The sequence below is a fragment of the Actinoplanes sp. NPDC051411 genome (assembly GCF_040682075.1).
Classification (GTDB): domain Bacteria; phylum Actinomycetota; class Actinomycetes; order Mycobacteriales; family Micromonosporaceae; genus Actinoplanes.
On sequence record NZ_JBFBAD010000032.1, the window covers coordinates 12,013 to 35,198 of the forward strand.

Annotated in this window: 25 protein-coding genes; 5 read left to right on the forward strand and 20 right to left on the reverse strand. The window is 71.1% G+C overall.

The annotated features are described in order from the left end of the window. Positions 1–14 precede the first annotated feature (14 nt). Entirely contained in the window at positions 15–416 is a 402-nt protein-coding gene (locus tag AB0M88_RS19260; RefSeq protein ID WP_364103496.1) for a DUF5319 domain-containing protein, read from the forward strand. Positions 417–465: 49 nt separating this feature from the next. On the opposite strand, the gene AB0M88_RS19265 is transcribed toward AB0M88_RS19260, so the two are convergent. Then, a complete protein-coding gene (locus tag AB0M88_RS19265; RefSeq protein WP_364103499.1) occupies positions 466–1,314 on the reverse strand; it encodes a response regulator transcription factor in 849 nt (282 codons plus the stop codon). Between the two features lie 231 nt (positions 1,315–1,545). On the opposite strand from AB0M88_RS19265, the gene AB0M88_RS19270 reads away from it, so the two are divergent. Next, positions 1,546–1,935 (forward strand): WhiB family transcriptional regulator, encoded by a 390-nt coding sequence (locus tag AB0M88_RS19270; RefSeq protein WP_364103502.1) that lies wholly within the window; start codon positions 1,546–1,548, stop codon positions 1,933–1,935. 162 nt (positions 1,936–2,097) lie between these two features. On the opposite strand, the gene AB0M88_RS19275 is transcribed toward AB0M88_RS19270, so the two are convergent. From AB0M88_RS19275 to AB0M88_RS19320, 10 genes are all read right to left on the reverse strand, one after another. Next, a complete protein-coding gene (locus AB0M88_RS19275; protein ID WP_364103504.1) occupies positions 2,098–3,864 on the reverse strand; it encodes a molybdopterin-dependent oxidoreductase in 1,767 nt (588 codons plus the stop codon). A 75-nt stretch (positions 3,865–3,939) separates the two neighbouring features. Beyond that, positions 3,940–4,371 carry a hypothetical protein gene (locus tag AB0M88_RS19280; RefSeq protein ID WP_364103507.1) on the reverse strand — a complete coding sequence of 144 codons (432 nt, stop codon included), beginning with the start codon at positions 4,369–4,371 and terminating at the stop codon, positions 3,940–3,942. Continuing rightward, on the reverse strand, positions 4,371–5,462 hold the full coding sequence (locus AB0M88_RS19285) for a hypothetical protein (protein WP_364103510.1): 1,092 nt from the start codon (positions 5,460–5,462) through the stop codon (positions 4,371–4,373). The genes AB0M88_RS19280 and AB0M88_RS19285 overlap by 1 nt, the downstream gene beginning before the upstream one ends. Next, a complete protein-coding gene (locus tag AB0M88_RS19290) occupies positions 5,459–6,403 on the reverse strand; it encodes a hypothetical protein (RefSeq protein WP_364103513.1) in 945 nt (314 codons plus the stop codon). Before AB0M88_RS19290 ends, AB0M88_RS19285 begins: the two co-directional genes overlap by 4 nt. A gap of 47 nt (positions 6,404–6,450) precedes the next feature. Continuing rightward, entirely contained in the window at positions 6,451–7,629 is a 1,179-nt protein-coding gene (locus tag AB0M88_RS19295; RefSeq protein WP_364103515.1) for an ROK family transcriptional regulator, read from the reverse strand. A 34-nt stretch (positions 7,630–7,663) separates the two neighbouring features. Further along, a complete protein-coding gene (locus AB0M88_RS19300; RefSeq protein ID WP_364103518.1) occupies positions 7,664–8,923 on the reverse strand; it encodes an ABC transporter permease in 1,260 nt (419 codons plus the stop codon). Next, entirely contained in the window at positions 8,920–9,726 is an 807-nt protein-coding gene (locus AB0M88_RS19305; RefSeq protein WP_364103520.1) for an ATP-binding cassette domain-containing protein, read from the reverse strand. The genes AB0M88_RS19300 and AB0M88_RS19305 overlap by 4 nt, the downstream gene beginning before the upstream one ends. 158 nt (positions 9,727–9,884) lie before the next feature. Further along, entirely contained in the window at positions 9,885–10,991 is a 1,107-nt protein-coding gene (locus tag AB0M88_RS19310; protein ID WP_364103522.1) for a substrate-binding domain-containing protein, read from the reverse strand. Positions 10,992–11,371: 380 nt separating this feature from the next. Further along, positions 11,372–11,857: a Cys-tRNA(Pro) deacylase gene (gene ybaK / locus AB0M88_RS19315; RefSeq protein ID WP_364103525.1), complete on the reverse strand. Its 486-nt coding sequence runs from the start codon at positions 11,855–11,857 to the stop codon at positions 11,372–11,374. A gap of 78 nt (positions 11,858–11,935) precedes the next feature. Then, entirely contained in the window at positions 11,936–13,108 is a 1,173-nt protein-coding gene (locus AB0M88_RS19320) for a methyltransferase domain-containing protein (RefSeq protein ID WP_364103528.1), read from the reverse strand. A 224-nt stretch (positions 13,109–13,332) separates the two neighbouring features. Here AB0M88_RS19320 and groES point away from each other — a divergent pair, with 224 nt between their 5' ends. The 3 genes from groES (at position 13,333) to AB0M88_RS19335 (ending at position 15,712) form a co-directional block, all read left to right on the forward strand. Further along, positions 13,333–13,647 (forward strand): co-chaperone GroES, encoded by a 315-nt coding sequence (gene groES / locus AB0M88_RS19325; protein ID WP_018222648.1) that lies wholly within the window; start codon positions 13,333–13,335, stop codon positions 13,645–13,647. A gap of 71 nt (positions 13,648–13,718) precedes the next feature. Then, positions 13,719–15,368 (forward strand): chaperonin GroEL, encoded by a 1,650-nt coding sequence (gene groL, locus AB0M88_RS19330; protein ID WP_364103531.1) that lies wholly within the window; start codon positions 13,719–13,721, stop codon positions 15,366–15,368. A gap of 77 nt (positions 15,369–15,445) precedes the next feature. Next, a complete protein-coding gene (locus AB0M88_RS19335) occupies positions 15,446–15,712 on the forward strand; it encodes a DUF1707 domain-containing protein (RefSeq protein ID WP_364103730.1) in 267 nt (88 codons plus the stop codon). Here AB0M88_RS19335 and AB0M88_RS19340 read toward each other — a convergent pair. Genes AB0M88_RS19340 through AB0M88_RS19380 form a run of 9 tightly spaced genes read right to left on the reverse strand, consistent with a single transcriptional unit; the run spans position 15,709 to position 23,179 of the window. Then, the gene (locus AB0M88_RS19340) at positions 15,709–15,963 is read right to left on the reverse strand and encodes a hypothetical protein (RefSeq protein WP_364103534.1); all 255 of its coding nucleotides are present in this window, start codon (positions 15,961–15,963) and stop codon (positions 15,709–15,711) included. The genes AB0M88_RS19335 and AB0M88_RS19340 overlap by 4 nt on opposite strands. 9 nt (positions 15,964–15,972) lie before the next feature. Then, entirely contained in the window at positions 15,973–17,025 is a 1,053-nt protein-coding gene (tsaD, locus tag AB0M88_RS19345; protein WP_364103536.1) for a tRNA (adenosine(37)-N6)-threonylcarbamoyltransferase complex transferase subunit TsaD, read from the reverse strand. After that, the gene (gene rimI / locus AB0M88_RS19350) at positions 17,018–17,452 is read right to left on the reverse strand and encodes a ribosomal protein S18-alanine N-acetyltransferase (RefSeq protein WP_364103539.1); all 435 of its coding nucleotides are present in this window, start codon (positions 17,450–17,452) and stop codon (positions 17,018–17,020) included. Before rimI ends, tsaD begins: the two co-directional genes overlap by 8 nt. Next, on the reverse strand, positions 17,452–18,318 hold the full coding sequence (gene tsaB / locus AB0M88_RS19355) for a tRNA (adenosine(37)-N6)-threonylcarbamoyltransferase complex dimerization subunit type 1 TsaB (RefSeq protein ID WP_364103542.1): 867 nt from the start codon (positions 18,316–18,318) through the stop codon (positions 17,452–17,454). Before tsaB ends, rimI begins: the two co-directional genes overlap by 1 nt. Positions 18,319–18,327: 9 nt before the next feature. Beyond that, positions 18,328–19,011: a uracil-DNA glycosylase gene (gene ung / locus AB0M88_RS19360; RefSeq protein WP_364103545.1), complete on the reverse strand. Its 684-nt coding sequence runs from the start codon at positions 19,009–19,011 to the stop codon at positions 18,328–18,330. Then, a complete protein-coding gene (gene tsaE / locus AB0M88_RS19365; RefSeq protein WP_364103548.1) occupies positions 19,008–19,469 on the reverse strand; it encodes a tRNA (adenosine(37)-N6)-threonylcarbamoyltransferase complex ATPase subunit type 1 TsaE in 462 nt (153 codons plus the stop codon). Before tsaE ends, ung begins: the two co-directional genes overlap by 4 nt. Further along, positions 19,466–20,551, reverse strand: a complete 1,086-nt coding sequence (locus AB0M88_RS19370; protein WP_364103551.1) for an alpha/beta hydrolase — start codon at positions 20,549–20,551, stop codon at positions 19,466–19,468. The genes tsaE and AB0M88_RS19370 overlap by 4 nt, the downstream gene beginning before the upstream one ends. Further along, a complete protein-coding gene (gene alr, locus AB0M88_RS19375) occupies positions 20,548–21,690 on the reverse strand; it encodes an alanine racemase (protein WP_364103553.1) in 1,143 nt (380 codons plus the stop codon). Before alr ends, AB0M88_RS19370 begins: the two co-directional genes overlap by 4 nt. A gap of 34 nt (positions 21,691–21,724) precedes the next feature. Then, complete coding sequence (locus tag AB0M88_RS19380) at positions 21,725–23,179, reverse strand: NAD(P)H-hydrate dehydratase (RefSeq protein ID WP_364103555.1); 1,455 nt, start codon at positions 23,177–23,179, stop codon at positions 21,725–21,727. Positions 23,180–23,186 lie beyond the last annotated feature (7 nt).

A 23,186-nucleotide genomic window follows, 5' to 3' on the forward strand; every position in this document is an offset into this window, starting at 1 on the left:
GGTACGGTAAGGGGGTGCAAGAAGAGCCGATCGACCCGTTCAACGGCGACCCCGCCGACCCGGCCGCGGGACTCGACGACCTCTCCGAGGAAGACGAGACCGAACCGCTGACCGAGACGGAGCGACAGGACGTCCTTGAGGACCTCTCCGACCTGGAGATTTACCAGGCGTTGCTGAGTCCCGCGGGCATCCGTGGGCTCGTGATCGAGTGCGAGGACTGCCACGAGCCGCACTACTTCGATTGGGACCTGCTGCGCGGCAATCTGCGGCACCTGCTGTCCAGCGGGCGCCCCCGCGTGCATGAGCCGGCCTATGATCCCGACCCCGATCACTATGTGACGTGGGAATACGCCCGGGGCTACGCCGATGGCGTACACGACACCCTGGCCGAGGGCACCGAGGAAGAACCGAGCTGACATTGAAGAAGGGGGCCGAATGGCCCCCTTCTTCAATGTATTGAATTGATCAGGCGACCAGGCCGGCCCGGAAGCCCGCCGCGACCGCGTGCGCGCGGTCCCGGGCCCCGAGCTTTCGGAACAACCGGCGAGCGTGCGTCTTGACGGTGTCCTCCGAGACGAACAGTTCACGACCGATCTCGGCGTTGCTCTTGCCGTCGGCCATCCCCCGGAGCACCTGCAGTTCCCGCTCGGTGAGCGTGAGCCGCCGGCCGGCCGGGGCCGGATCGGCCACCCCGACCTGGGTTTCGTTGCCCGGCCAGGCCACCATCGGCCGGCCGGTGACCGGGTCGATCGGGGCGTCGCCGCGCTGCGCCGGGACCATCGGCGAGTTGGGCAGCATGGCCGGCACCGCGGCGGCGTTGGGCGAGCCCATCGGCATGCCGTTCTGATAGGCCTGGCGGGCGGCGGCCGAGTTGGTGTTGCGGGCGCCCCCGGCCACGGTGGCCGGCTGGGCGTTGGTGCCGTTGATCGGCATGCCCTGGGGGCGCACCGGGAGCAGCAGCAGGAGCAGTGCCTTGGCGACGACGCTGACCAGGTCGTGTTCGACGCCGCGGATCACACCGCGGGCGCCGGCGGCGACCGCGGCCGCGGCGACCCGCGGATCTTCGGCGCCGAAGAGCACGAGCTGCGCCTGCGGGGCGCGGGCAAGCACACGCCGGGTGAACCCGACGCTGTCGGGACGGGTCACGGCAGTATCGGCCAGAACGACCTCGGCCGGCCGTTCAGCCAGTCGGATCATGGCCTCGGTCTCGCTGACCGCGGTCCGGACGACGCCGGTCATGCCGAGCCGGGCCGCGGTGGACGCGACGGTCTGGGCCGCCAGCGGGGTACGGACGCACACGAGGACGGTACGCACAGTGATCCTCCTTCTCTCTCAGAGGAGATCACGCGAGGGCCGCAGCATTACGCGCTTTAGATGGAAAAAATGGGAAAGATCGGTATGAGTTGCTTGCCCGATGTCATGCGGTTGTCGAAGACATCGAGATGTTGCGTGTGAGCCGGGGATCACCGGGGTAACACCGCGGCAGGCCTGAGCAAGGCCCCTCATGACGACACACCGCGGTGCCGCGCGGGAGGAGGGTGTTTCATGTCGAATGTTCGCAGACTGCCCGGGCCCATCGCCGATCTGTGGGACTGGCAGCGCCTCGGCATCTGCCGGGGGCGCGACAGTGCCCAGTTCTTCCACCCCGACGGCGAGCGCGGGTCGTCCCGCAACCGCCGCGAGGCCAAGGCCAAATCGATGTGCGCCGCCTGCCCGGTTCGGGCGGAGTGCGCCGCGCACGCCCTGGCGGTCCGCGAGCCGTACGGGGTCTGGGGAGGTTTCAGCGAAGCGGAGCGGCTGCGGCTGCTCGCCGTCGGCTGGGAGGACCTCGCCGACCGTTCTCACGGACGTGTTGACCTTGCGCGGCTGGAAGCTCGTCTCGGCCGGCCCCACAAATCGGCCGTTCCGGCGCAGAGGCAGGCACCGGCCGCCTGACGCCGGCCATCGCGCGGCATCACCACACAGCTGACGACACGGTCCCCGTCCGGGGGTCGTGTCGAGTTGTACCGCGGTTCTTCAACAACCGCATCGGCTGACATGCAAGCCACCGTATGAGCGACTTGCGTAATCCCGACGGACCGCTAGTGCGGCCTTCAACTAATCGACCTGGACCTGGATGGTGTGCCATCCGCTGGCCCCGTTGGGCGCCGGATCGGCCGGTTCACTGGTCTGGGTTTCTCCCGTCGCGTCGGTCGCCCGAACTCGCACAGTGTGCTTGCCGGAGGTGGCCGGCCACGGATAGCTCCACTCCCGCCAGGTGTCGCTGGACACCGTCGCGGCCAGGGTCGCCGGCTGCCAGGGACCGTCGTCGACCTGCACCTCGACCTTGCTGACCCCCCGGTGCTGGGCCCACGCCACCCCGGCCACCGCCACCGTGCCGGCCTTGCGCTTGGAGCCGTCGCGAGGCGTGTCGATGCGCGACTCGGTCTTGATCGGCGCCTGCTGCGACCAGCCGCGCGGCACCCAGTAGGCGTCGAAGTCGGAGAACCGGGACAGCTCGATCTCGGTGATCCACTTGCAGGCGCTGACGTAGCCGTACAGGCCGGGAACCACCATCCGCACCGGGAAGCCGTGGTCGATCGGCAGCGGCTGCCCGTTCATGCCGACCGAGAGCAGCGCGTCCCGCCCGTCCATCAGCACCGAGGTCGGCGACCCGCAGGTCCAGCCGTCGACCGACCGCTGGATCACCTGGTCGGCGCCGGGCAGCACCCCGGCCTCCTCGAGCAGCGCCTTGATCGGCGTGCCGAGCCAGAGCGCGTTGCCCACCAGATCCCCGCCCACCTCATTGGAGACGCAGGTCAGCGTCACGTACCGCTCGATCATCGGCCGTTGCAGCAGCTGCTCCCAGGTGATCGTGATCGGGTTGCGGACCATCCCGTGGATGGTCAGCGACCAGTTCGAAGGGTCGACCTGCGGCGGGTAGAGCGCGGTGTCGATCCGGTAGAAGTCACCGTTCGGCACGACGTAGGGCGAGGCGCCGGGCACCTGCACCCCCGCCGGCAGCGTCGGCGCGGGCTCCCTCGGCACGGGCAGCCGGATCGCGTTCCGCGCCTCGGTCACCGCCTGGCGCGAGGTCAGGAACCGGCCGGCCAGGCCGCTGGCCACGGCCACGCCGGCCGCGATTCCCAGGGCTTTGAGGAACCGGCGGCGGCTTTCCAGGACGTACGCGTAATCGCGCCCGCCGGCGCCGTTGCGCGAGCCGTTACTCCGGCCGCTGTTGTTGCCGCCGCTGTTGTTGCCGCCGCTCTTGTCCGCGCCCGTTTTGTCCGCGCCCGTTTTGTCCTCGTTGCCGGCCCCCGCAGACCTCCCCCGCCCCGGTACTGGGTGGGGACGAGTAGAGCGGTCGGGTACGACAATTTTCGCCTCGCTGTCCACAGCTGCGCCGCCCACCGCCACGCTGTCCACAGCGAGCACGGCCACCGGCTCCGGCTCGGCGGCGTCCTCGGCCACGCCGAGCAGATAGCGCAGCACCGGAACGGCCAGCCCCGTCCCGACCAGCGACGGCAGGGCGGCCAGCGCCGACGCGTCGTGCCGGGTCATCGCGGCCACGACGCCGACCAGCCCGAACACGGCGACCCCGACCAGCGCCACCCGCCAGTGCCGCCGCGCGACCACGCCGACGCCGAACGCGTACGCCGCCAGCAGAAGAGCCGTGCCGGTGATCAGGGCGGTCTTGTCGTGCACCCCGAAGACCTGCACACCGAAGTCCTTGACCGGCCCGGGAACGTTGTCGACGACCACCCCGCCCACCGCGAGCAACGGCGCCGACAGCGGCCCGGTCAGAACCGCCACGATCTCGGCCACGCCGAGGGCCACCGCCGCGGCCGCCACTCCGGCGAACCCGGCGCGCAGGGAAGATTTCACGTCCCCATCGTCCCGCGCCCCGGCGTCATCGACGACGGCCGCAAGCACCTCGTAAGAAAGCTCGCAGCTAACTAATCACCGGCCGCGCCCCGGGGCGAGGCTCCGGAGTGCGGTGGCGAGGGGCCCGGGGGCCTTGCCGGGCCGGGGAATGTGCTGCGGGTCGCGGGCGGGCAACGAGACCCGGAGGTGCGGTGGCACGTGGGCGTCCAGCCACGGGATCGCGGCCGGTAGGTCCCGGTAGAGCGTCGGCTCGACCCGCATCGCGAGGCCGTCGTTGCCGAAGAGCTGACGGCCGCCGTCCGGCCAGCACAGCATCATCGCGCACTCGGCGAAACGGACGGTCACGGCCACGTCCTCGTCGGTGATGCTGACCCCTTCGCCGCCCAGGATCGTGCTGCGGGTGGGCCGCTCCCGCGAGGCGTACGACCGACCGGTGACCGCGCGCCCGGAGGCCTCCGGCTCGGGGGCATAGCCGGCCCAGTCGGCGACGTGATCCCCGGGCGCCATCAGCAGTCCGTCCGCGTACGCGGCCGCCGCCACCCGCGCGACGTCGGCGCGGCTGATCGCGCGGTCTCGGCGACGGCCTCCGCCGGTTCGCGTACGGGGCGACCGGCGAGCAGTCCGAGCGCCTGCCCCCGCAGCAGGCCGCCCCGTTCCGCGGCCTCTTCCAGCGCGGCAACCCGCTGATTGATCACGGCGGTGACGTCGGCCGGGTCGATCCGGCCGATCCGCATCGCGGCCAGCACGTCGATCAGGCCGCCGAGCACCGCGCCCTGCTTGTCGGGCAGCGAGTCGGCCACGGCGGTGATCAGGGCGGTGCCGTTGTCACGCGGGTCGTAGTCGGTCTCCACGACGTAGGACAGGCCGCCCTGCTGGCGCAGCGACCGGAACATGACCCGTTTGAGCACATCGGCGAAGACTTCGGCCGCGGGCTCCTGGCGTACGGTCGCGTCCCAGACCACCGCCCCGGCCGTACCGGAAAAGGCGGCGCCGGAAAAGAACGCCGGCCGGACCGGCAGGATCGACGACGGCGCCGGCGCCGGCCGGCGCCCGCCGTCCCGAAGGGTGAGTCTCAGCCCGGCCGGCATCGCCGGACCGGACACCCAGAGCACCGCGTTCTGCCGCGTGAAGTAGTAGGCGGCCCAGGCGTGCAGGTCTTCGGCGGTGATCCCGGCGAGGCCCCACTCCGGGAATCCGCTCAGGCCGTAGTCGCGAGCGCCGTGGCGCCGCACCGACATCGGTTCGTTCGCCCGGTGCCCCCGGGAGGACGCCTCGGTACGCAGGATCTCCTTCTCGGCCGGAAGCCGGTCCAGTGGCGGCGCGGCCAGTGAGGCGCAGACGCCGGCGAGGAAGGCCACGATGTCCTCCGGCGAGCCCTGCGTGTGGAAGTAGGTGCGCTCCAGCCCGGTCGTGCCGTTGTAGTGATAGTCGGCCATCCCCGCCGAGTGCAGCGCCAGATGTTCGAGCAGGTGGGTGATACCGCTTTTGGGCAGCGTCTCGTCGGCGATCCCGACCCGGAAGCCGAGCCCGGCGCGCATCGGGCCGCTGGCCCGGGTGAACAGCGCGGGCACTCCGTCGACGTCGAACCGGGTGATCATCGAGGTCCTCCCGCGGCGGCGTGGGCCCGCCGGCGACGGTCGCGAACGACGGCGGCCACGTCCGCGCCGAGATACTCCCAGGGCCGGACCGAGGCCAGGGAACCCAGCAGCGAGAACGTCCGCGCTGCCGCCTGCTCGTCGCCGGCCTGGCTGAACGCCATCGCGAACGCGCTGGCCGCGTGCACCCAGCCGGCCGGTCGCCGAAAGTCCGGATTCCAGATCGAGTGATGCGCCGCGTAATGCAACTCGTCGCGCGCCGGGCCGAAGTAGGCCTGCCGTTGGACGTACGCCATGTCGATGCTGTGCTCGAGGTGAGCTTCGGCGACCAGTGCACCGGCAAGCGACCCGGGAGGCGAGGCCAGCATCTCCTCGCGGGCCCAGGCGTGCAGCTTCTCCCAGGTGCCCGCCCATTTCGGGCACATCAGCTGCAGGAACTGCGACTGCCCGAGGTAGTTGTGGGGGTCGGACGCCCGCAGCCGGTCGTACCGCCGCCTGCCCTCGGCCGGCCCGAGCTCCAGTCCCCGCGACGAGGTGATCCGCGCGACCCAGACCGCCGGCTCCTCCGGGTGACGTGCCGTAGCTTCGAGCAGCACGTGTTCGGCCCTGGTCAGCCACGCGCGAAAGGCAACGAACTGTTCGCGGCTGACGTGCCTGGCCCGCGCCCGGGTGCGGATCCGCCAGCCGACCTCGATCAGGTGCGTGCCGAGCAGGGCGGCGGCGAGCGCGTCGTCGGGGTCGTCCGCGAGCACCCGCAGCAGGAGATCCTCCAGGCCCGGCAGGTCGCTGCCCTCCCGCACCAGCAGGCACCGGGCGTCAGCGGGAGCGCTTTCGATCACCGATCGGGTCGCGGCCCAGTCGCGCCGGGCGAGGGTGGCCCGCAACTCGCCGACCTGCGGATAGGCCGCGGCGGGATCGAACAGGACGTCAGCGGCGGCGAGCATGGCGCGGAGCATAAAGGATCTTGAGCAGGCGGAATGGTCAGAACTTTTCAGCCGAGCAGGGGATCCTCGAGGAGGTGTTCGAAGGCGAGCTCGGCCGCGCCGATCAGGGCCGCGTCGGGGCCGAGCTCGGGCGTACGCAGGCGGATGTGCTCGCGGCACGCCGGCAGCGCGATCGCGTTGAGCCGGCTGCGGATCTGCGCGGCGGCGACCAGGTAGATGTCGCGCAGCGTCCCCCCGAAGATCACCGCCTCCGGGTTGAAGATGTTGACCAGGTTGCCGACGCCGAAGCCGATCCACTCGCCGACCTGCCGCACCGCGAACTGGGCCTGACTGTCCCCGCGCATCGCCGCCTCGACCACGTCGAGCACCGCGTCGCGGCCGCTCTGGTCGGCCCGCCCGGCGTACTTGAGCAGCGCCGCCTCGCCGATCTCGGTCTCCCAGCAGCCGCGCGACCCGCAGCTGCACTCCCGCCCGTACGGGTTGACGACCATGTGGCCGACCTCCCCGCCGTACCCTCCGTGGCCGGAGACCCGGCGGCCGTCGGCGATGATGCCGCCCCCGACCCCGACGTCGCCGTAGAGGTAGATGACGTTGTCGCAGCCGACCGCCGCTCCCCGGGCGTGCTCGACCAGCGCCGAGACGTCGGCGTGGTTGGCCACCGTGAGCGGGCCGAGGTCGCCCAGTTCGGTACGCAGCGCGGCGCCCACCGGCTCCTCGACCCAGCCGATCGTCGGCGCCAGGCGAACGACGCCGTCGGCCCGCCGCACCATGCCGGCGACCGCCACGCCGGTGCCGACGTAGCGACTGTCGTCGGGCGCGTCCCGGCGCAACTCGTGGACGAACTCGGCCAACGGCTCCACCGCGTCGAGCACCTGCATGCCGCGGGGCCGGTCGGTCTCCCGGCGGTCGAGGATCCGGCCGCCGAGTCCGACCCGGGCCGCGCGCAGCCGGTCGACCTCGATGCTCAGCGCGTACGCGAACACTTTGGACGACTCGGGCCGGACGACCAGTGACGGTCGCCCGGCCCGGCCGGTTTCGCGTGGTGTCGCCTCGCTGACCAGCCCGGCGGTGGTCAGCTCGGCGGTCAGGGCTCCGATGGTGCTCCGGTTGAGCCCGAGCCGGGTGGTGAGTTCCGCCCGCGACGTCGCCCCGTGCACGTGCACGTAGCGCAGCAGCGTCCCGAGGTTGTGCCGGCGAATCTCCTCCTGGCTGGGGCCGGCCCGCATCAGCGTGCCGCCCCCACACCCGGGTTGGAGTTGTTCATCGGTTGCCGGTGGCAGCCGCCCTGCGGCGCGACAGTGCGTCGACGCTGGCCGCGACCAGGAGGATGATGCCGGTGACCACGTACCGCACGCCGTCCGAGAACTCGAGCAGGATCATGCCGTTGTTGATCACGGCGATCACGAAGCCACCGACGACCGCGTGGACGATCTTGCCCTTGCCGCCGAAGAGGCTGGTGCCACCGATGACCGCCGCGGCCACCGCGTAGAGCAGGACGTTGGAGCCACCGGTGTTCGGGTCGACCGAGGCCGCCCGGCTGACCTGGATGATGCCGCCGACCGCCGCCATGAACGAGCAGAGCACGAAGACCGAGATGCGGATCCGGTCGACCGGAATACCGGCGCGGCGAGCCGCCTCGGTGTTGCCACCGACCGCGTAGATGTGGCGGCCGTAGGAGGTGCGGCCGAGGATGAACGTCCACAACACATAGAAGAACCCGATGATCGGCACGACGATCGGCACGCCCTTGAGCGAGTTGATCGCCGGGTTGATCGCGCGCTCCTGGGTCAGCAGGAGGGTGAAGACGATCGTCACGACGGTGAGGCCGACGATCCGCATGGCGATGATGCCCCACGGGTCGGAGACCAGGCCGCGCGAGAGCCGGCTGCGGGCGTTGTTGAGCTGCACCCCCGCGAACGCGATGATGATCACCGCGGCGAGGACCCAGCTCCAGGTCACCGACAGGTTGTTGTTGTTCAGCGCGACCGTGAACTTGTCCCGCACCGAGATGTTGGTGCCGCCCTTGACCAGCAGCAGCAGGACACCCTGGAAGCCGAGGAAGCCGGCCAGCGTCACGACGAAGGAGGGGATGCCGACCTTCGCGACCAGGAAACCGAGCAGGAAACCGATCAGCAGGCCGGTGACCAGGGCCGCCGGGATCGCCACGTACCAGGACATGCCGTGGTTGGTCAGCAGCACGGCCATCACCGCGCCGGCCACACCACTGGCGTAACCGGCCGACAGGTCGATCTCGCCCAGCAGCAGGACGAAGACCAGGCCCATGGCGATGAAGATGCCCGACGCGCCCTGGTTGAACAGGTTCGCGATGTTCAGGGTGCTGGTGAACGTGTCGGTGGTGACGCCGAAGATGACGCAGAGCAGGACCAGGCCGAGAACGGCCGGGAGGCTGCCCAGGTCACCGCCGCGGACGCGGCCGAAGTAGTCGCGGATGTGGCTCTGGACGGTCGGCTTGACGACCTTGAGGCCACCCACGGTGGTCGTCGTGGTTGCGGTGCTCACTGCTCGCCTCCGGGCGTGATGTCGATGGCCGCCTCGGCCGGCTTCTCCGGGGGCAGGCCGATGTTGCCGCTGCGCCCGGCGGTGATCAGCTCGACGATCTGGGAGTGAGTCACGTCCGTGGTCTTGACCTGGGCCGCCATTCGGCCGAGGTAGAGCGCGGCGATGCGGTCGGAGACCGCGAAGACGTCGTTCATGTTGTGCGAGATCAGCGCCACGCCGAGACCGTTGTCGGCGAGCCGGCGGACCAGCTCGAGGACCTGGGCGGTCTGGGCGACACCGAGGGCGGCGGTCGGCTCGTCGAGGATGACGACCCGCGAGTTCCAGAGGACGGCCTTGGCGATCGCCACGGTCTGCCGCTGGCCACCGGAGAGGCTGGCCACCAGCTGGCGCAGCGACTTCACCGTGCGGACCGAGAGGCTGGCCAGGGTGTCACCGGCCATCTGCTCCATCGTCGGCTCGTCGAGGACGATGCCTCGGGTCTTCTCCCGGCCGAGGAACATGTTCTGGACGATGTCCAGGTTGTCGCACAGGGCGAGGTCCTGGTAGACGACCTCGATGCCCAACGCGGCCGCGTCGCGCGGGGTGTGGATGGCCACCGGGTTGCCGTCGAAGCTAACCGTGCCCGAGTCGATGCTGTAGATACCGCTGATGCACTTGACCAGCGTCGACTTGCCGGCGCCGTTGTCGCCGACGAGAGCGGTGACCTCGCCGGGATAGACGCTCAGGGCGACGTCGTGCAGAACCTGCACGGGACCGAAACTCTTGTCGATCCCGCGAAGCTCCAGAAGGGGTGTCGCGGCCACGGATGGATCTCCTTCGCTAAGTGACCGGGGTCGTCGTCGTGGCTCCGCCACAGGCGAGAAGGGGGGTGGTGCCGACCCAACTCCGGCGCCGCCCACACCCGTTGGGCGTGAGCGGCGCCGTTGTCAGCCGTGTTTCGGGACTAGCCCGTCACTGGAGGTCAGCTGATGCCCGCGTCCGTGCAGGCCTTGGCCAGAGCCGCCGTGCAGATGGCGTCCTTGGTGACGAAGCCGTCCGCGATGACGTCCTTGACGTTCGCCTTGGTGATCGCCTCGGGGTCCAGCAGGACCGACGGGATGGTCGCCTTGCTCTGCGGGTCGGTGGTGGTGCCGGTCGCCGTGGTCGGCTTCTGGCCCTTGGCCAGCGAGATCGCCAGCCCGGAGGCCGCGTCGGCCTCCTTCTTGATCGCCTTGTAGACCGTCATGCACTGGTCGCCGGAAAGGATGTTCTGCAGACCCTGGACGGTCGCGTCCTGGCCGGTCACCGGGACCTGGCCGTTCAGGTGCTGCTTCTTGAGGATCTCGATGACCGCGTTGCCGAGACCGTCGTTGGCGGCCAGCACACCCTTGATCTTGTTGTTCTGGGTCAGCATCTGCTCGAAGTAGGTGCCGCCGGTGGCGTTGTCCCAGTCCGGAACCGAGCGGTTCGGGCCCTTGACCAGGGTGCCGTCGGTGTACAGCGGGTTGAGGACGCCGTCGTAACCCTGGGCGAACAGGGTCGCGTTGTTGTCGGTGGGCGAGCCGTTGAGCTCGGCGACGACCGGCTTGGTGTAGTTCTTGGCCTTCAGGCAGTCGACGAGGCCCTGGCCCTGGAGCTGGCCGACCTTCACGTTGTCGAACGACACGTAGTAGTTCGCGCCGCCGCCGAGGGTCAGGCGGTCGTAGTCGATCGTGGCGATACCCGCCTGCTTGGCCTTGGCGAGAACGGCCGCGCCGGTGCCGGAGTCCAGGTTCACGGTGATGAGGACCTTGACGCCCTCGGAGATCATGCTGTCCGCGATGGTCTGGAACTGCTGCTTGTCACCCTGCGCGTTCTGCATGTCGTACGACACGCCGGCCGCGTCGAACGCCGCCTTCAGGTACTTCGGGTCGTCCGTGCCCCACCGCTGCGAGCTCTTGGTGTCGGGCAGGATGATGCCGACCTGCTTGCCGCCCGCCTTCGTGCCGCTACCGCTGCCGGTGTCGTCGCTCTTGTCCTTGCCACAGGCGGCCATGCCACCGGTGGCCAGCAAGCCGACCGCGGCAAGGGCGAACAATCCCTTACGCATTCCTTGTGTCCTTTCGGGTAAATCCGGGCCTTCGATCGGATTCGATGTTGTGCGCTGCCGGGAGTGTCACTCCCCGTGCCGCGGTTCAGATCACGAGCTAGTTTGTTGTGCCCGGCAACGTATTCCTGTCGCCGCCCGTCGCACAAGCCGTGTTGCCGGGCGAACTCGTAACCGGGCATAACAATCCGGCAACACGGCCGTGATGCGGGGAATCCGACTCGATCTTCAGCCCGAAACCGGTCCCGGACATTCGCTGGTGGTGGGCCACATTGTGACGCTAAGTCACTTGCGTGCCCGTTCTCGGCCGATCTCAGGAGAAAGATCCTCTCGGCGCGTAACGTTGTCGTAACGGCGGATGCATCGACTGCGTGGATCGCCCCTTATGTCCGGATCGCGGCGGTAACGGCCTCGGTCAGCCGAATCAGGTCGCCGGGCGCGAGCCCCACCTGGAGGCCACGGCGGCCGGCCGAGACATACATCCTGGTCAGTGCCGTGGCCGAGTCGTCGATGACGGTCGGCAATCGTTTGCGTTGCCCGAGCGGGCTGATGCCACCCCGCACATAGCCACTACTGCGCTCGGCGGCCGCCCGATCGGCCAGCGCGGCCCGCTTGCCGCCCGCCGCCTGAGCCAGCGCCTTGAGGTCGAGCTCGCCGGTGACCGGCACGACCGCGACCACCAGTGCCCCGTCGACCTCGGCGACCAGCGTCTTGAAGACCTGCTCGGGCGCGATCCCGAGGGCCTCGGCCACGAGCGCCCCGTAGTTGGGCGCGTCGGGGGACACCTCGTACGGATGGAGGGTGTGCTCGACCCGTTGCGCGGTCAGGAGCACGGTCGCCGGGGTGCCGGCCGCGGCTTTCTTCGCCATGGGCGAACGCTACTACCGGCGATGATCGCCGCGCCTGCCCGTTTTCCCGTCGTTATCTGCCCCTCGGCGCCACTGTTTCTATAGAGGTCGACACAGAATGACGGTCGGGGCGCCGGCCACCCGGGTCAGCACGAGCGACGCGGCGGCCGGGCCGGACAACTTGAGATCGCGTCTCAGCTTCTCCGGCTCCAGCGCCGAACCCCGCTTACGGATCTCCAACCGGCCCACCCCGCGCTCCCGCAGCAGGGCCCGCAACCGCTTGAGCGAGAACGGCAGCACGTCGGTCACGGCCAGGCGCCGGGCGTACGGGGTGTCGACCGGCTCGTCGGTGTAGACGTAGGCGATCGAGGGGTCGGCGAGGCGGCCACCGACGGTAGCGGCGAACTCGGCGACCAGATGCGCCCGCACCACGGCCGGGTCGGGGTCGTACAGGAAGGCGCCGGGCGGGCCGACCGGAGCCGCCTCGATCCCCGAGCCGGTGAGCTCGGCCCCCGACGGCAGCAGAACCGCCCGGCGCGGCACCGAGGCCAGCGGGCCGCACCAGAACGCGGCCTCGACCAGATCCCCGTCGACGCTCACCCACTCCCCCTCGGCACCCGGCGGCAGCAGGTCGTGGTCGATGCCGGGGGCCAGCTTGAGCACCGTGCGGGGAACCCGGTCGGCCAGCGCGGCCACGAAATCCCACGGCGGCGAATAGGAGCGTGGGTCGAAGACGCGGCCGCGGCCCGCCCGGCGACGGGCCGGGTCGGCGAAGACCGCATCGAAGCCGGCCAGGTCGACGGTCGTCGCGTCGGCGCATTCGACCGTGATCAGATCGGCCAGTCCCGACTCGGCGACGTTCGCCGCGGCCAGGGCCGCGGTTTGTGGATCGGCCTCCACGGCGTACACCGAAAGCCCGGCGCGGGCCGCCGCCAGCGCGTCGGAGCCCAGCCCGCATCCCAGATCGGCCAGGCTCTTGACCCCGGCCGCCGCGAGGCGCGCCGCCCGCCGGTCCGCGACGACCGCCCGGGTCGCCTGCTCGAGGCCGGCGCGGGTGAAGAACATCCGCCCGGCCGCCGCGCCGAACTTCGCCACCGCCCGGCGGCGCAACTCGACCTGGGTCAGGGCCGCCGCCGCCAGATCCGGCGCGACCCCACGGGCCCGCACCGACGCCGCCGCGGCGAGCGGATCGAGGTCGGCGACCTCGCCCGCCAGGGCCAGCGCGTTCACCCCTTCGGGGGTTCGCAGGAGAGTGGTCAAGTCATCGGTCACGCAGGCATTCTCCTCGGCATGACGACATTGGCACTCTGGTTGACGGAGTGCTAGTTCCGGCATAACCTCGCGATTAGCACTCTCAACATGAGGGTGCCAGCCACCCGCCTTCCGGCGGGAGGTTAGGCACCAGGCGGACCGGCACCCGCGACGACGGCCCCGCCCGGTGGCATGAGGCATCAGTTCGGCCAGAACTGGCCGGCGAAACCTGTACCCAGGAGGGTATGCCCGTGACTACCGCGACCAAGGTTGCGATCAAGCCGCTCGAGGACCGCATCGTGGTCCAGGCGAACGAGGCTGAGACCACCACGGCGTCGGGCATCGTGATCCCCGACACCGCCAAGGAGAAGCCGCAGGAGGGCACCGTCCTCGCCGTCGGCCCCGGCCGGATCGACGACAAGGGCAACCGCGTGCCGATCGACGTCAAGGTCGGCGACACGGTCCTCTACTCGAAGTACGGCGGCACCGAGGTCAAGTACGCAGGCGAGGAGTACCTGGTGCTCTCCGCCCGCGACGTCCTCGCGGTCATCGAGAAGTGACCTACTGACAGTGCTGACCGCCCTGGCCCACATCGTGGGGTCAGGGCGGTGGTGCGTGAAGGGACCAATACATGGCGAAGATTCTCAGCTTCTCTGACAGTGCCCGGCACCTGCTGGAGCACGGCGTCAACACGCTCGCCGACACGGTCAAGGTCACCCTCGGCCCGCGCGGCCGCAACGTCGTCCTCGACAAGAAGTTCGGCGCGCCCACGATCACCAACGACGGCGTCACCATCGCCAAGGAGATCGAGCTCACCGACCCGTACGAGAACCTCGGCGCCCAGCTGGTCAAGGAGGTGGCGACGAAGACCAACGACGTCGCCGGCGACGGGACCACCACGGCGACCGTGCTCGCCCAGGCGCTGGTCCGCGAGGGCCTGCGCAACGTCACCGCGGGTGCCAACCCGATCGGCCTCAAGCGCGGCATGGACCAGGCGTCCGAGGTCGTCTCCAAGGCGCTGCTGGCCAAGGCCGTCGAGGTCGCCGACCACAAGGCGATCGCCAACGTCGCCACCATCTCGGCCCAGGACGCCACCATCGGCGAGCTGATCGCCGAGGCCATGGACCGGGTCGGCCGCGACGGTGTCATCACCGTCGAGGAGGGCTCGGCGATGGCGACCGAGCTCGAGGTCACCGAGGGTCTGCAGTTCGACAAGGGCTTCATCTCGCCCAACTTCGTCACCGACGCGGAGTCGCAGGAGTCCGTCCTCGAGGACGCGTACATCCTGATCACCACGCAGAAGATCTCCAGCATCGAGGAGCTCCTCCCGCTGCTGGAGAAGGTTCTGCAGGAGAGCAAGCCGCTCCTGATCATCGCCGAGGACGTCGAGGGCCAGGCCCTGTCGACCCTGGTGGTCAACGCGATCCGCAAGACCATCAAGGTCGCCGCGGTGAAGGCTCCCGGCTTCGGCGACCGCCGCAAGGCGATGCTGCAGGACATGGCGATCGCGACCGGCGGCGAGCTGATCGCGCCCGAGCTCGGCTACAAGCTCGACCAGGTCACCCTCGACATGCTGGGCCACGCCCGGCGCATCGTGGTCGACAAGGAGAACACGACCATCGTCGACGGCGGTGGCCGCTCGTCCGAGGTCGCCGACCGGGTCTCGCAGATCCGCAAGGAGATCGAGGCGTCCGACTCCGACTGGGACCGGGAGAAGCTCTCGGAGCGGCTGGCCAAGCTCTCCGGCGGCATCGCGGTCATCAAGGTCGGCGCCGCGACCGAGGTCGAGATGAAGGAGCGCAAGCACCGCATCGAGGACGCCATCGCGGCGACCAAGGCGGCGGTCGAGGAAGGCACCGTCCCCGGTGGCGGCGCCGCGCTCGCCCAGATCGTCTCGGAGCTCGACGGTGACCTCGGCCTGACCGGCGAAGAGGCGATCGGCGTCGGCATCGTCCGCAAGGCGCTGGTCGAGCCGCTCCGCTGGATCGCCCAGAACGCGGGCCACGACGGCTACGTCGTGGTCGGCAAGGTCGCCGAGCTCGGCTGGGGCCACGGCCTCAACGCCGCGACCGACGAATACGTCGACCTCGCGGCCGCCGGCATCATCGACCCGGTCAAGGTCACCCGCAACGCGGTGTCCAACGCCGTCTCGATCGCCGGCCTGCTGCTCACCACGGAAAGCCTCGTGGTCGAAAAGCCGGCCGAGCCGGAGCCGGCCGGCGCGGACGGACACGGGCACAGCCACGGTGGCCACGGCCACCAGCACGGCCCGGGCTTCTGATCCGCCGCAACGACGAAAAGGCGCGCTCCGCGAGGGGCGCGCCTTTTCGTATGGAGCGTTACAGTGCGGCCGTGGAAATGCGGGCGTCGGACGCGGACCGGCAGCGGACGGTGGCCGCCCTGGAGCAGCACACCGGGGCCGGCCGGCTGACGCTCGACGAGTTCGCAGAGCGGGCGCGACTCGCGCACGACGCCCGTACGCTCGAAGACCTCGCCGCCGTCGTGCGTGACCTGCCCGCCGAGGCCCCGCCGGAGGAGCGGCCCCGCCGCGACCTCCTGGCGCTGTTCGCGATCGCCGCCGTGACCCTGGTCCTGCTGGCGATCTTCATCGCGGTGACGCGCTAGCGGTCGACCGGGCTGAAATCCCAGACGTGGGGCGCCCGCGCGGTCAGCTTCGGCGGCGGGGCGGGCAGGTTTTCCGGGGTGTTGCGCCACTTCGTGATGACCACGATGCGGTTGTCGGTCGACGAATAGACCTCGCTGGACACGTGCTGCGGCAGCACCTCGAGCCGGGGCACCGCCACGTCGCACACCCAGGACAGCAGCTCGTCGAAGCCGCTGCCGAGGGCTCGCACTTCCCACATCCGCGCGATCATGGTTGGTTCCTATCCCGCCACGCTGACCGCGGTCAATGACATCGCGGAATCGGCAGGCAGATCGAGACGACTGGGTGCGACGCCGGCCGCGACGAGGTGCGAGCCGAGGGCCGCCACCATCGCGCCGTTGTCGGTGCACAACTGGGGCCGGGGCACGCGAACCTCGATGCCGTGCTTCCCGGCGCGCTCCGACGCGAGCACGCGCAGCCGCGAGTTGGCCGCGACTCCCCCGCCGATCAGCAGCGTCCTCACCCCGTTGGCCAGGCACGCGTCGATCGCCTTGGCGGTCAGCACGTCGCAGACCGCCTCCTGGAAGCTGGCCGACACGTCGGCCACCGGCACCGGCTCGCCGTCGCGCTCGCGGGCCTCGACCCAGCGGGCGACCGCGGTCTTGAGCCCCGAGAACGAGAAATCGAAACGGTGGGCGGCCTGGTCACGGGCCGCGGTGAGACCCCGGGGAAACGCGATCGACCGCCGGTCACCCTCGGTTGCCGTACGGTCGATGACCGGCCCGCCCGGGAAGCCGAGTCCGAGCAGCCGCGCCACCTTGTCGAACGCCTCGCCCGCCGCGTCGTCGATCGTCGCGCCGAGCGGTGTGACCCCGGCGGTCAGGTCGTCGACCAGCAGCAGCGACGAGTGTCCACCGGAGACCAGCATCGCGATCGCCGGCTCGGGCAGCGGCCCGTGTTCCAGGGTGTCGACGGCGACGTGGGCGGCCAGGTGGTTGACGCCGTAGATCGGCTTGTCGGCGGCGAGCGCGTACCCCTTGGCCGCGGCGACGCCGACCAGCAGCGCCCCGGCCAGCCCGGGCCCCGCGGTGACCGCGATCGCGTCGATGTCGGCCAGGGTGACCCGGGCGTCGGCGAGGGCCCGCCGCATGGTCGGGACGATCGCCTCCAGGTGTGCCCGGCTGGCGATCTCGGGCACCACCCCGCCGAAGCGGGCGTGCTGGTCCACACTGGACGCCAGCGCGTCGGCCAGCAGCGTGTGCCCGCGCACGATGCCGACACCGGTCTCGTCGCAGGAGGTCTCGATCCCCAGAACGAGGGGTTCATCACGCATTGCGCATCATCACCAGAGCGTCCGTGTTGCTGGGTTGGTAGTAGCCGCGCCGGATCCCGACCGGCTCGAAATCGTATCGGGCGTAGAGGTGCTGGGCGGGTGCGTTGTTGACCGCCACCTCGAGCAGCGTCTTCTTGATGTCCTGTCCGGCCGCCTCGGCGAGCAGCGCCTCCAGCAGATCGCGCCCGATGCCCCGGCGCTGGGCGGTGTCCTTGACCGCGATGTTCTGCACCCACGCCTCGTCGCCCGTCACCGCGAGTCCGGCGTAACCGACCACTTCGGACTCGTCGGTGGCCACGATGTAGAAGTTGCGCTGCGCGAGCTCGTTCCAGAACATCGCGCTCGACCACTTCTCCTCGCCGAACAGGTCTTCCTCCAGCGGCATCACCTCGGCGATGTGCCACCAGCGGAAACGCTCGATCCGCATCAGGTCAGCACCGGCTTGCGGGCGGACGGCTCGACCGCGTCGGGCCGTCGCAGGTAGAGAGGGGTCAGCGGCTCGCCGGGCGCGGACCCGCGGATGCGCGGTGCCGCGAGCGCCACCAGGGCGGCGCCGGGCGGATAGAGAAGGTGCTCCTCGACCGGCACGGCGAAGATCTCGCCGTATTTCAGGGCGCCCTCGCCGGCCGCCCGGTCGACGAGCCCGGTGAGATGGGCGGCGTCGAAGCCGGGCAGGTCGTCGTGCGCCCGCTTGATGCGCATGATCGCGGCCGCCGCCTCTTCCGCGGCGGCGTGCGCGAGGGCGGCCGCCTGACGGGCGCCGTCATTGCCGGAAAGCGCCTCGGCCGCCTCGACGACCTCGCTCTCCCCGATCTCGGCCGCGACGTGCACGGCGATCGCTCGCGCGATCGACGTCGCCACGTCGGCCGGCTTGGCGACGTCGGGCCCGATCACCCGCTCGCCGTCCAGGTAGGTCGCGTAGTAGACCTCGCGGCGCCGCGCGTCGGTCGCGACCAGCACCCGCCCCGGACCGGAGGCCCGCCCGAGCGCGTCGAGCGAGCACACGCCGTATGTCGGAATGCTCAGCGCCTGGCCGATGCTCGCCGCGGTGGCCAGGCCGACCCGCAGCCCGGTGAACGGGCCCGGGCCCAGCCCGGCCACGATCGCCCCGAGCTCGGACGGCCCCACCCCGGCCTCGGCCAGCGTGGCCGCGATCTCGGGGGCGAGCTTCTCGCCGTGCGCCCGCGCGTCGACCGTGCGCCGCTCGGCCACCCCCTTGATTCCCTCGGAGGTGACCTCGACCAGCGCGGCCGTCGAGGCCGGCGTAGAAGTGTCCAGAGCTAGAACGAGCACGCGACGACCCTAACTCGCGGCGGTCAGGTCCCAGTCGATGACCGGGCGACCGCCCGCGGCCAGCGCCTGGTTGGCCGCGCTGAACGGCCGGGCGCCGCGGAACCCCTTCGGGTTCATCGGGCTCGGGTGGCCGGCCTCGAGGATCACGTGCTTCGGGTTGGTGATCAGCTCGACCTTCTTGCGGGCGTACGACCCCCAGAGCAGGAACACCACCCGCTCGTCCAGGGCGTTGAGCGCCTTGATCGTCGCGTCGGTGAACGTCTCCCAGCCCTTGCCGCCGTGCGACGCGGCGGACGCGGCCCGCACGGTCAGCACCGCGTTGAGCAGCAGCACGCCCTGCCGGGCCCAGCCGGTGAGGTTGCCCGACTTGGGCACCTCGACGCCGATGTCCTCGGCCATCTCCTTGAAGACGTTGCGCAGCGACGGCGGGATGCGTACGCCGTCCCGGACGCTGAAGCTGAGCCCGTGCGCCTGGCCCGGCCCGTGGTAGGGGTCCTGACCGAGGATCAGCACCCGGGTGTCGGCCGGGGTGCACAGTCGGTAGGCCGCGAACAGGTCCTCGATCGGGGGATAGATCGTGTGCTCCGCGTACTCCCGGGCCACGAAGGCACCGAGCGCCGCGGTGGCCTCGGCGTCGAGGAACGGCGCGAGTTCGGCCCGCCACTCGTCCGGCAGCAGGTCAGGCAGGTTCACATTGTCTCCAGTCGGTGCAGGCGGGACGCCCAGTCGCCGCCGTGGGCCAGTAGTTCGATCACGCGTGTTTCGTCATCATCCGGGCGGTCGATGCGCACCTCGAGGTATTCCTCGTTGAGCCGCTCGACCATCCCGGCGCCCCACTCGACCACGGTCACCGCCTCGTCGGCCGAGGCGTCCAGGTCGAGGTCGTCGATCTCGCCGCGCGGGTCGGGCCGGTCGCCCAGGCGATAGGCGTCGGCGTGCACCAGCGGCACCGGCCCCCGGTGCACCCGGGCGATCACGAAGGTCGGCGAGGTGATCGGCCCCTGCACGCCGAGACCGGCCCCGATGCCCTGCACCAGCGCGGTCTTGCCGGCGCCGAGCGGGCCGGTCAGCACGACCAGGTCGCCCGGGCGCAGGACCGCCGCCAGCCGGCGCCCGAACGCCTTGGTGTCCTCGACGGTCGGCAGCTTCACGAGATCTTCTCCAGAAACGGGATGAGAACCGCGTTGACCTCGTCGGACTTCTCCAGCATCACCACGTGGCCGCTGTTTTCGATCTTGACGAGCTCGGCCTCGGGCAGGTGCTTGAGGATCGCCTCGGAATGCACGACCGGGGTCAGATAGTCCCTGGTGCCGACGATCACCAGCACCGGAACGCCGCGCAGCGCCGACAGCGCCGGTGCCCGGTCATGGTCGTAGAGCGTGCGCAGATATCGGGTGAGCGTCTCGACCGAGGTCTTGGAGTTCATGCTCTCGACGAACGTCACCAGCGACGGGCTGGGCTTGGCGTCGCCGAAGCCGTAGCGCCGGGTCAGCAGCCAGGCCAGATCGCTCGAGGCGAGCCGGGCCCGGTCGATGGTGCCGCCACCGAGGTGGGCCGCACGGCCCCAGAGCGGGAAGAACGGCGCGCTGGCCCGGGCGACCAGGGTCGGGATGCCCAGCTTGGTCTTGTCGACGAGGCCGGCCGAGGTGGACATCAGCACCACGCCCGTGACGCGCTTGCCGAACCACTCGGGATATTGCTCGGCGAACGCCATGATCGTCATGCCGCCCATCGAGTGCCCGACCAGGATGATGTGGCCGTCGGGAACCGTCGCGTCGAGCACCGCGGCCAGCGACTTGCCGAGCGCCGCGATGTCGTAGTCGCCGGACTTCAGCTTGCTCGACCGGCCGTGCCCCGGCTGGTCGTAGAAGACCAGCCGGTGGTCGCCCCGCTCGGCGAGCGCCTGGCGCTGGAAATAGAACGTGCCCATGTCGAGCGCCAGCCCGTGCACGAAGACGATCGTCGGTTTGCCGTGGCCTTTCTCCGCCGCGGGCTCGACCACCTCGACGTGCAGCTCGGTGCCGTCGGCCGCGGTGACCGTCAGTTCCTCGTCGAACGGCTGCTCGCCGAACGGCTCGTCGACGTGCGGATCGCCGGGGGCGTTGAGCGACTTGCGGACCAGCACCCGCTCGACGGCGAACGCGGTGGCCAGCCCGGCCGCGACCACGCCGACCGCGGCACCCGCGATGCCGACCTGCTTGGCCCGGCGCCGAGAAAAAGAGGGCGGGCTCACCGGGTCACTTCCACTGGGGGCACCCCGGCCGTTCCGTCGTAGACCCGGGGCACCCGGGTGCTCCCGAACCGGGTCACGATCTCGTAGTTGATCGTGCCGATGGCGTCGGCCCAGTCGGTCGCGGTGGGGCCGCCGTCGTCGCCCGGCCCGAACAGCGTCGCGATGTCGCCCGCCACCACCGGGTCGTCGCCGACGTCGACCATGATCTGGTCCATGCAGACCCGGCCGGCGATCGTGCGCCGCCCGCCGCCCAGCTGCACCGGGCCGATATTGCTGCCGTGCCGGGGAACGCCGTCGGCATAGCCCAGCGGCACCAGGGCCAGTGTCGTCTCGCGCTCGGTCACATAGGTGTGGCCGTAGGAGACGCCCTGCCCGGCCGGCACCCGCTTGGTCAGAGCGACCCGGGCCCGCGCCGTCATCGCCGGCCGCAGCCCGAACGTCTCGCCCGGCACCGGCGACAGACCGTAGACCGCCACGCCGGGGCGGACCAGGTCATAGTGCGTGTCGGGGCGGGTCAGCGTGGCCGCCGAGTTGGCCAGATGCCGGTAGGGCGGGGTGACGCCGAGCCGCTCGGCCACCGCCAGCGCCTCGTCGAACGCGGCCAGCTGGCGATCGGTCGTCTCATGACCCGGCACGTCGGCGTGGACCAGGTGGCTCCAGACGCCGATGACCTCGATGTGGCCGTCGGCCTGGGCCTTCGCCGCGGCCTCGACCAGGACCGGCCACCCGGCCGCGGTCGCACCCCCGCGCGCCAGGCCAGTGTCGATCTTGAGGTGCACCCGGGCCGTGCGCCCGACCCGGCCGGCCGCCCGCACCAGGTCGTCGAGCAGCTCGACTGTGCCCGCGCTCAGGTCGAGACCGGCCTCGACCCCCTGGTGCAGCGGCAGGCCGGGCGAGAGCAGCCAGGCCATGACCGGCACCTCGAGGCCGGCCTTGCGCAGCACCAGACCCTCGGCGAGCGTCGCGACACCCAGCCAGGTCGCCCCGCCGGCCAGCGCGGCCCGGGCCGACGGAACCATGCCGTGGCCGTAGCCGTCGCCCTTCACCACCGCCATGACCTCGGCGGTCGTGCCGGCGCGCAGCACCTCGACGTTGTGTCGGATTGCGTCCAGATCGACCCGGACCTCGGCCTGCCACATGAACGCCAGCCTACTGATGGGGTCTGACAGTTGCTCAAGCAAGCAGGTCGGCCAGCACCGGCCGCAACGCGCCGGCCACGTGCGGGGATGTCACCGGGCCGTCGGCGGCGGCCCGCCGGCCGGCCAGCCCGTGCACATAGGCCGCCGCGATCGCCGCCCGGTCGGCGGCCAGGCCACCGGCCAGCAGCGAGCCGAGCAGCCCGGCCAGCACGTCGCCGCTGCCCGCGGTGGCCAGCACCGAACTGCCGGTCGCATTGACCCACACCTCGCCGGCCGGGGTGGCCACGATCGTGCGGTCACCCTTGAGCAGGACCACGCCGTTGATCCAGGCGGCGAGCTTGCAGGCCGCGCCGACCCGGTCGGGCCCGGGCGCCTCGCCGGCCAGCCGCCGGAACTCGCCGTCGTGCGGGGTGATCACCAGCGGGGCGTCCCGCCGGCGCAGATCCTCCGCGTGCTGCCCGTCGACCAGCATCGTGATCGCGTCGGCGTCGAGCACGACCGGCACCGAGGTCGCCAGCACGCTGCGCAGGGCGGTGCGGGACTCGTCGCCGGTGCCGAGACCGGAGCCGCACACCCAGGCCTGCACCCGGCCCGCGTCGGCGACCTTGCCCACGGCGACGACGGACGGGTGGGCGCGAACGACGTCCTGGTCGGCGCTCCCCGCGTACCGGATCATGCCGGTGGGGCCGGCGAGGGCCCCGCCGACCGAGAGGATCGCCGCGCCGGGATAGGTCGCCGAGCCGGTCGCGATGCCGACCACACCCCGGCTGTATTTGTCGGAGTACGGGCCGGTCCGAGGCCACCAGCCGGCGATGTCGCCGGCGTCGGGCACCCGCAGCGCCGGGTCGCCCCGCAGCACCGGCCCGAGCCCGATGTCGATCAGCTCGACCTGGCCGCAGCGCGCCGCCGCCGGCCCGACCACGTGGGCCGCCTTGAGGCAGCCGAAAGTGACCGTGACATCGGCGGTGACCGCCTCGCCGGGCACGTCGCCGGTGTCGACCGCGACCCCGCTCGGCACGTCGACCGCGACCACCGGCGGGCGCTCGCCGTCGCGGCCGCGCAGACCGGACAGCCCGGCCACCAACGTGATCGCGGGCTCGCGGAGACCGCCGGTCGCCCCGATGCCGACGATGCCGTCGAGCACCAGATCGGCCCGGCGCGGCAGCTCGTCGACGGTGAAGCCGCCGGCCTGCCGGAGCGCGGCCAGCCCGGCCAGGTGGACCCGATCGGGCTTGAGCAGCAGCGCGCGCACCTGGGCGCCGCGGCGGGCCAGCGCGGCACCGGCATAGAGCGCGTCGCCGCCGTTGTCACCGCTGCCGATCAGCAGCAGCACGCGGGCGCCGTAGACCCCGCCGGAGTCCTCCAGCAGCAGCACGCAGCGCCGGGCCAGGCCGGCGGCGGCCCGCTGCATGAGCGCCCCCTCGGGCAGCTTGGACTTGAGCTCGCGCTCGGCCGACCGGACGTCCGAAACCCGCCACGCCTGCCGCATGTCTCCT

Bases quoted from the DNA above. Each gene is read 5' to 3' on its own strand.
- rimI (WP_364103539.1), bottom strand. From the start codon at position 17,452: ATGCGGATCGAGCGTTTCCGCTGGTGGCACATCGCCGAGGTGATGCCG.
- groES (WP_018222648.1), top strand. From the start codon at position 13,333: ATGCCCGTGACTACCGCGACCAAGGTTGCGATCAAGCCGCTCGAGGAC.
- AB0M88_RS19280 (WP_364103507.1), bottom strand. From the start codon at position 4,371: ATGGCGCCCGGGGATCACGTCGCCGACTGGGCCGGCTATGCCCCCGAG.
- ybaK (WP_364103525.1), bottom strand. From the start codon at position 11,857: ATGGCGAAGAAAGCCGCGGCCGGCACCCCGGCGACCGTGCTCCTGACC.
- AB0M88_RS19340 (WP_364103534.1), bottom strand. From the start codon at position 15,963: ATGATCGCGCGGATGTGGGAAGTGCGAGCCCTCGGCAGCGGCTTCGAC.
- AB0M88_RS19310 (WP_364103522.1), bottom strand. From the start codon at position 10,991: ATGCGTAAGGGATTGTTCGCCCTTGCCGCGGTCGGCTTGCTGGCCACC.
- AB0M88_RS19335 (WP_364103730.1), top strand. From the start codon at position 15,446: ATGCGGGCGTCGGACGCGGACCGGCAGCGGACGGTGGCCGCCCTGGAG.
- groL (WP_364103531.1), top strand. From the start codon at position 13,719: ATGGCGAAGATTCTCAGCTTCTCTGACAGTGCCCGGCACCTGCTGGAG.
- alr (WP_364103553.1), bottom strand. From the start codon at position 21,690: ATGTGGCAGGCCGAGGTCCGGGTCGATCTGGACGCAATCCGACACAAC.
- AB0M88_RS19285 (WP_364103510.1), bottom strand. From the start codon at position 5,462: ATGATCACCCGGTTCGACGTCGACGGAGTGCCCGCGCTGTTCACCCGG.
- AB0M88_RS19270 (WP_364103502.1), top strand. From the start codon at position 1,546: ATGTCGAATGTTCGCAGACTGCCCGGGCCCATCGCCGATCTGTGGGAC.
- tsaD (WP_364103536.1), bottom strand. From the start codon at position 17,025: ATGCGTGATGAACCCCTCGTTCTGGGGATCGAGACCTCCTGCGACGAG.
- AB0M88_RS19290 (WP_364103513.1), bottom strand. From the start codon at position 6,403: ATGCTCGCCGCCGCTGACGTCCTGTTCGATCCCGCCGCGGCCTATCCG.
- AB0M88_RS19295 (WP_364103515.1), bottom strand. From the start codon at position 7,629: ATGCGGGCCGGCCCCAGCCAGGAGGAGATTCGCCGGCACAACCTCGGG.
- AB0M88_RS19380 (WP_364103555.1), bottom strand. From the start codon at position 23,179: ATGCGGCAGGCGTGGCGGGTTTCGGACGTCCGGTCGGCCGAGCGCGAG.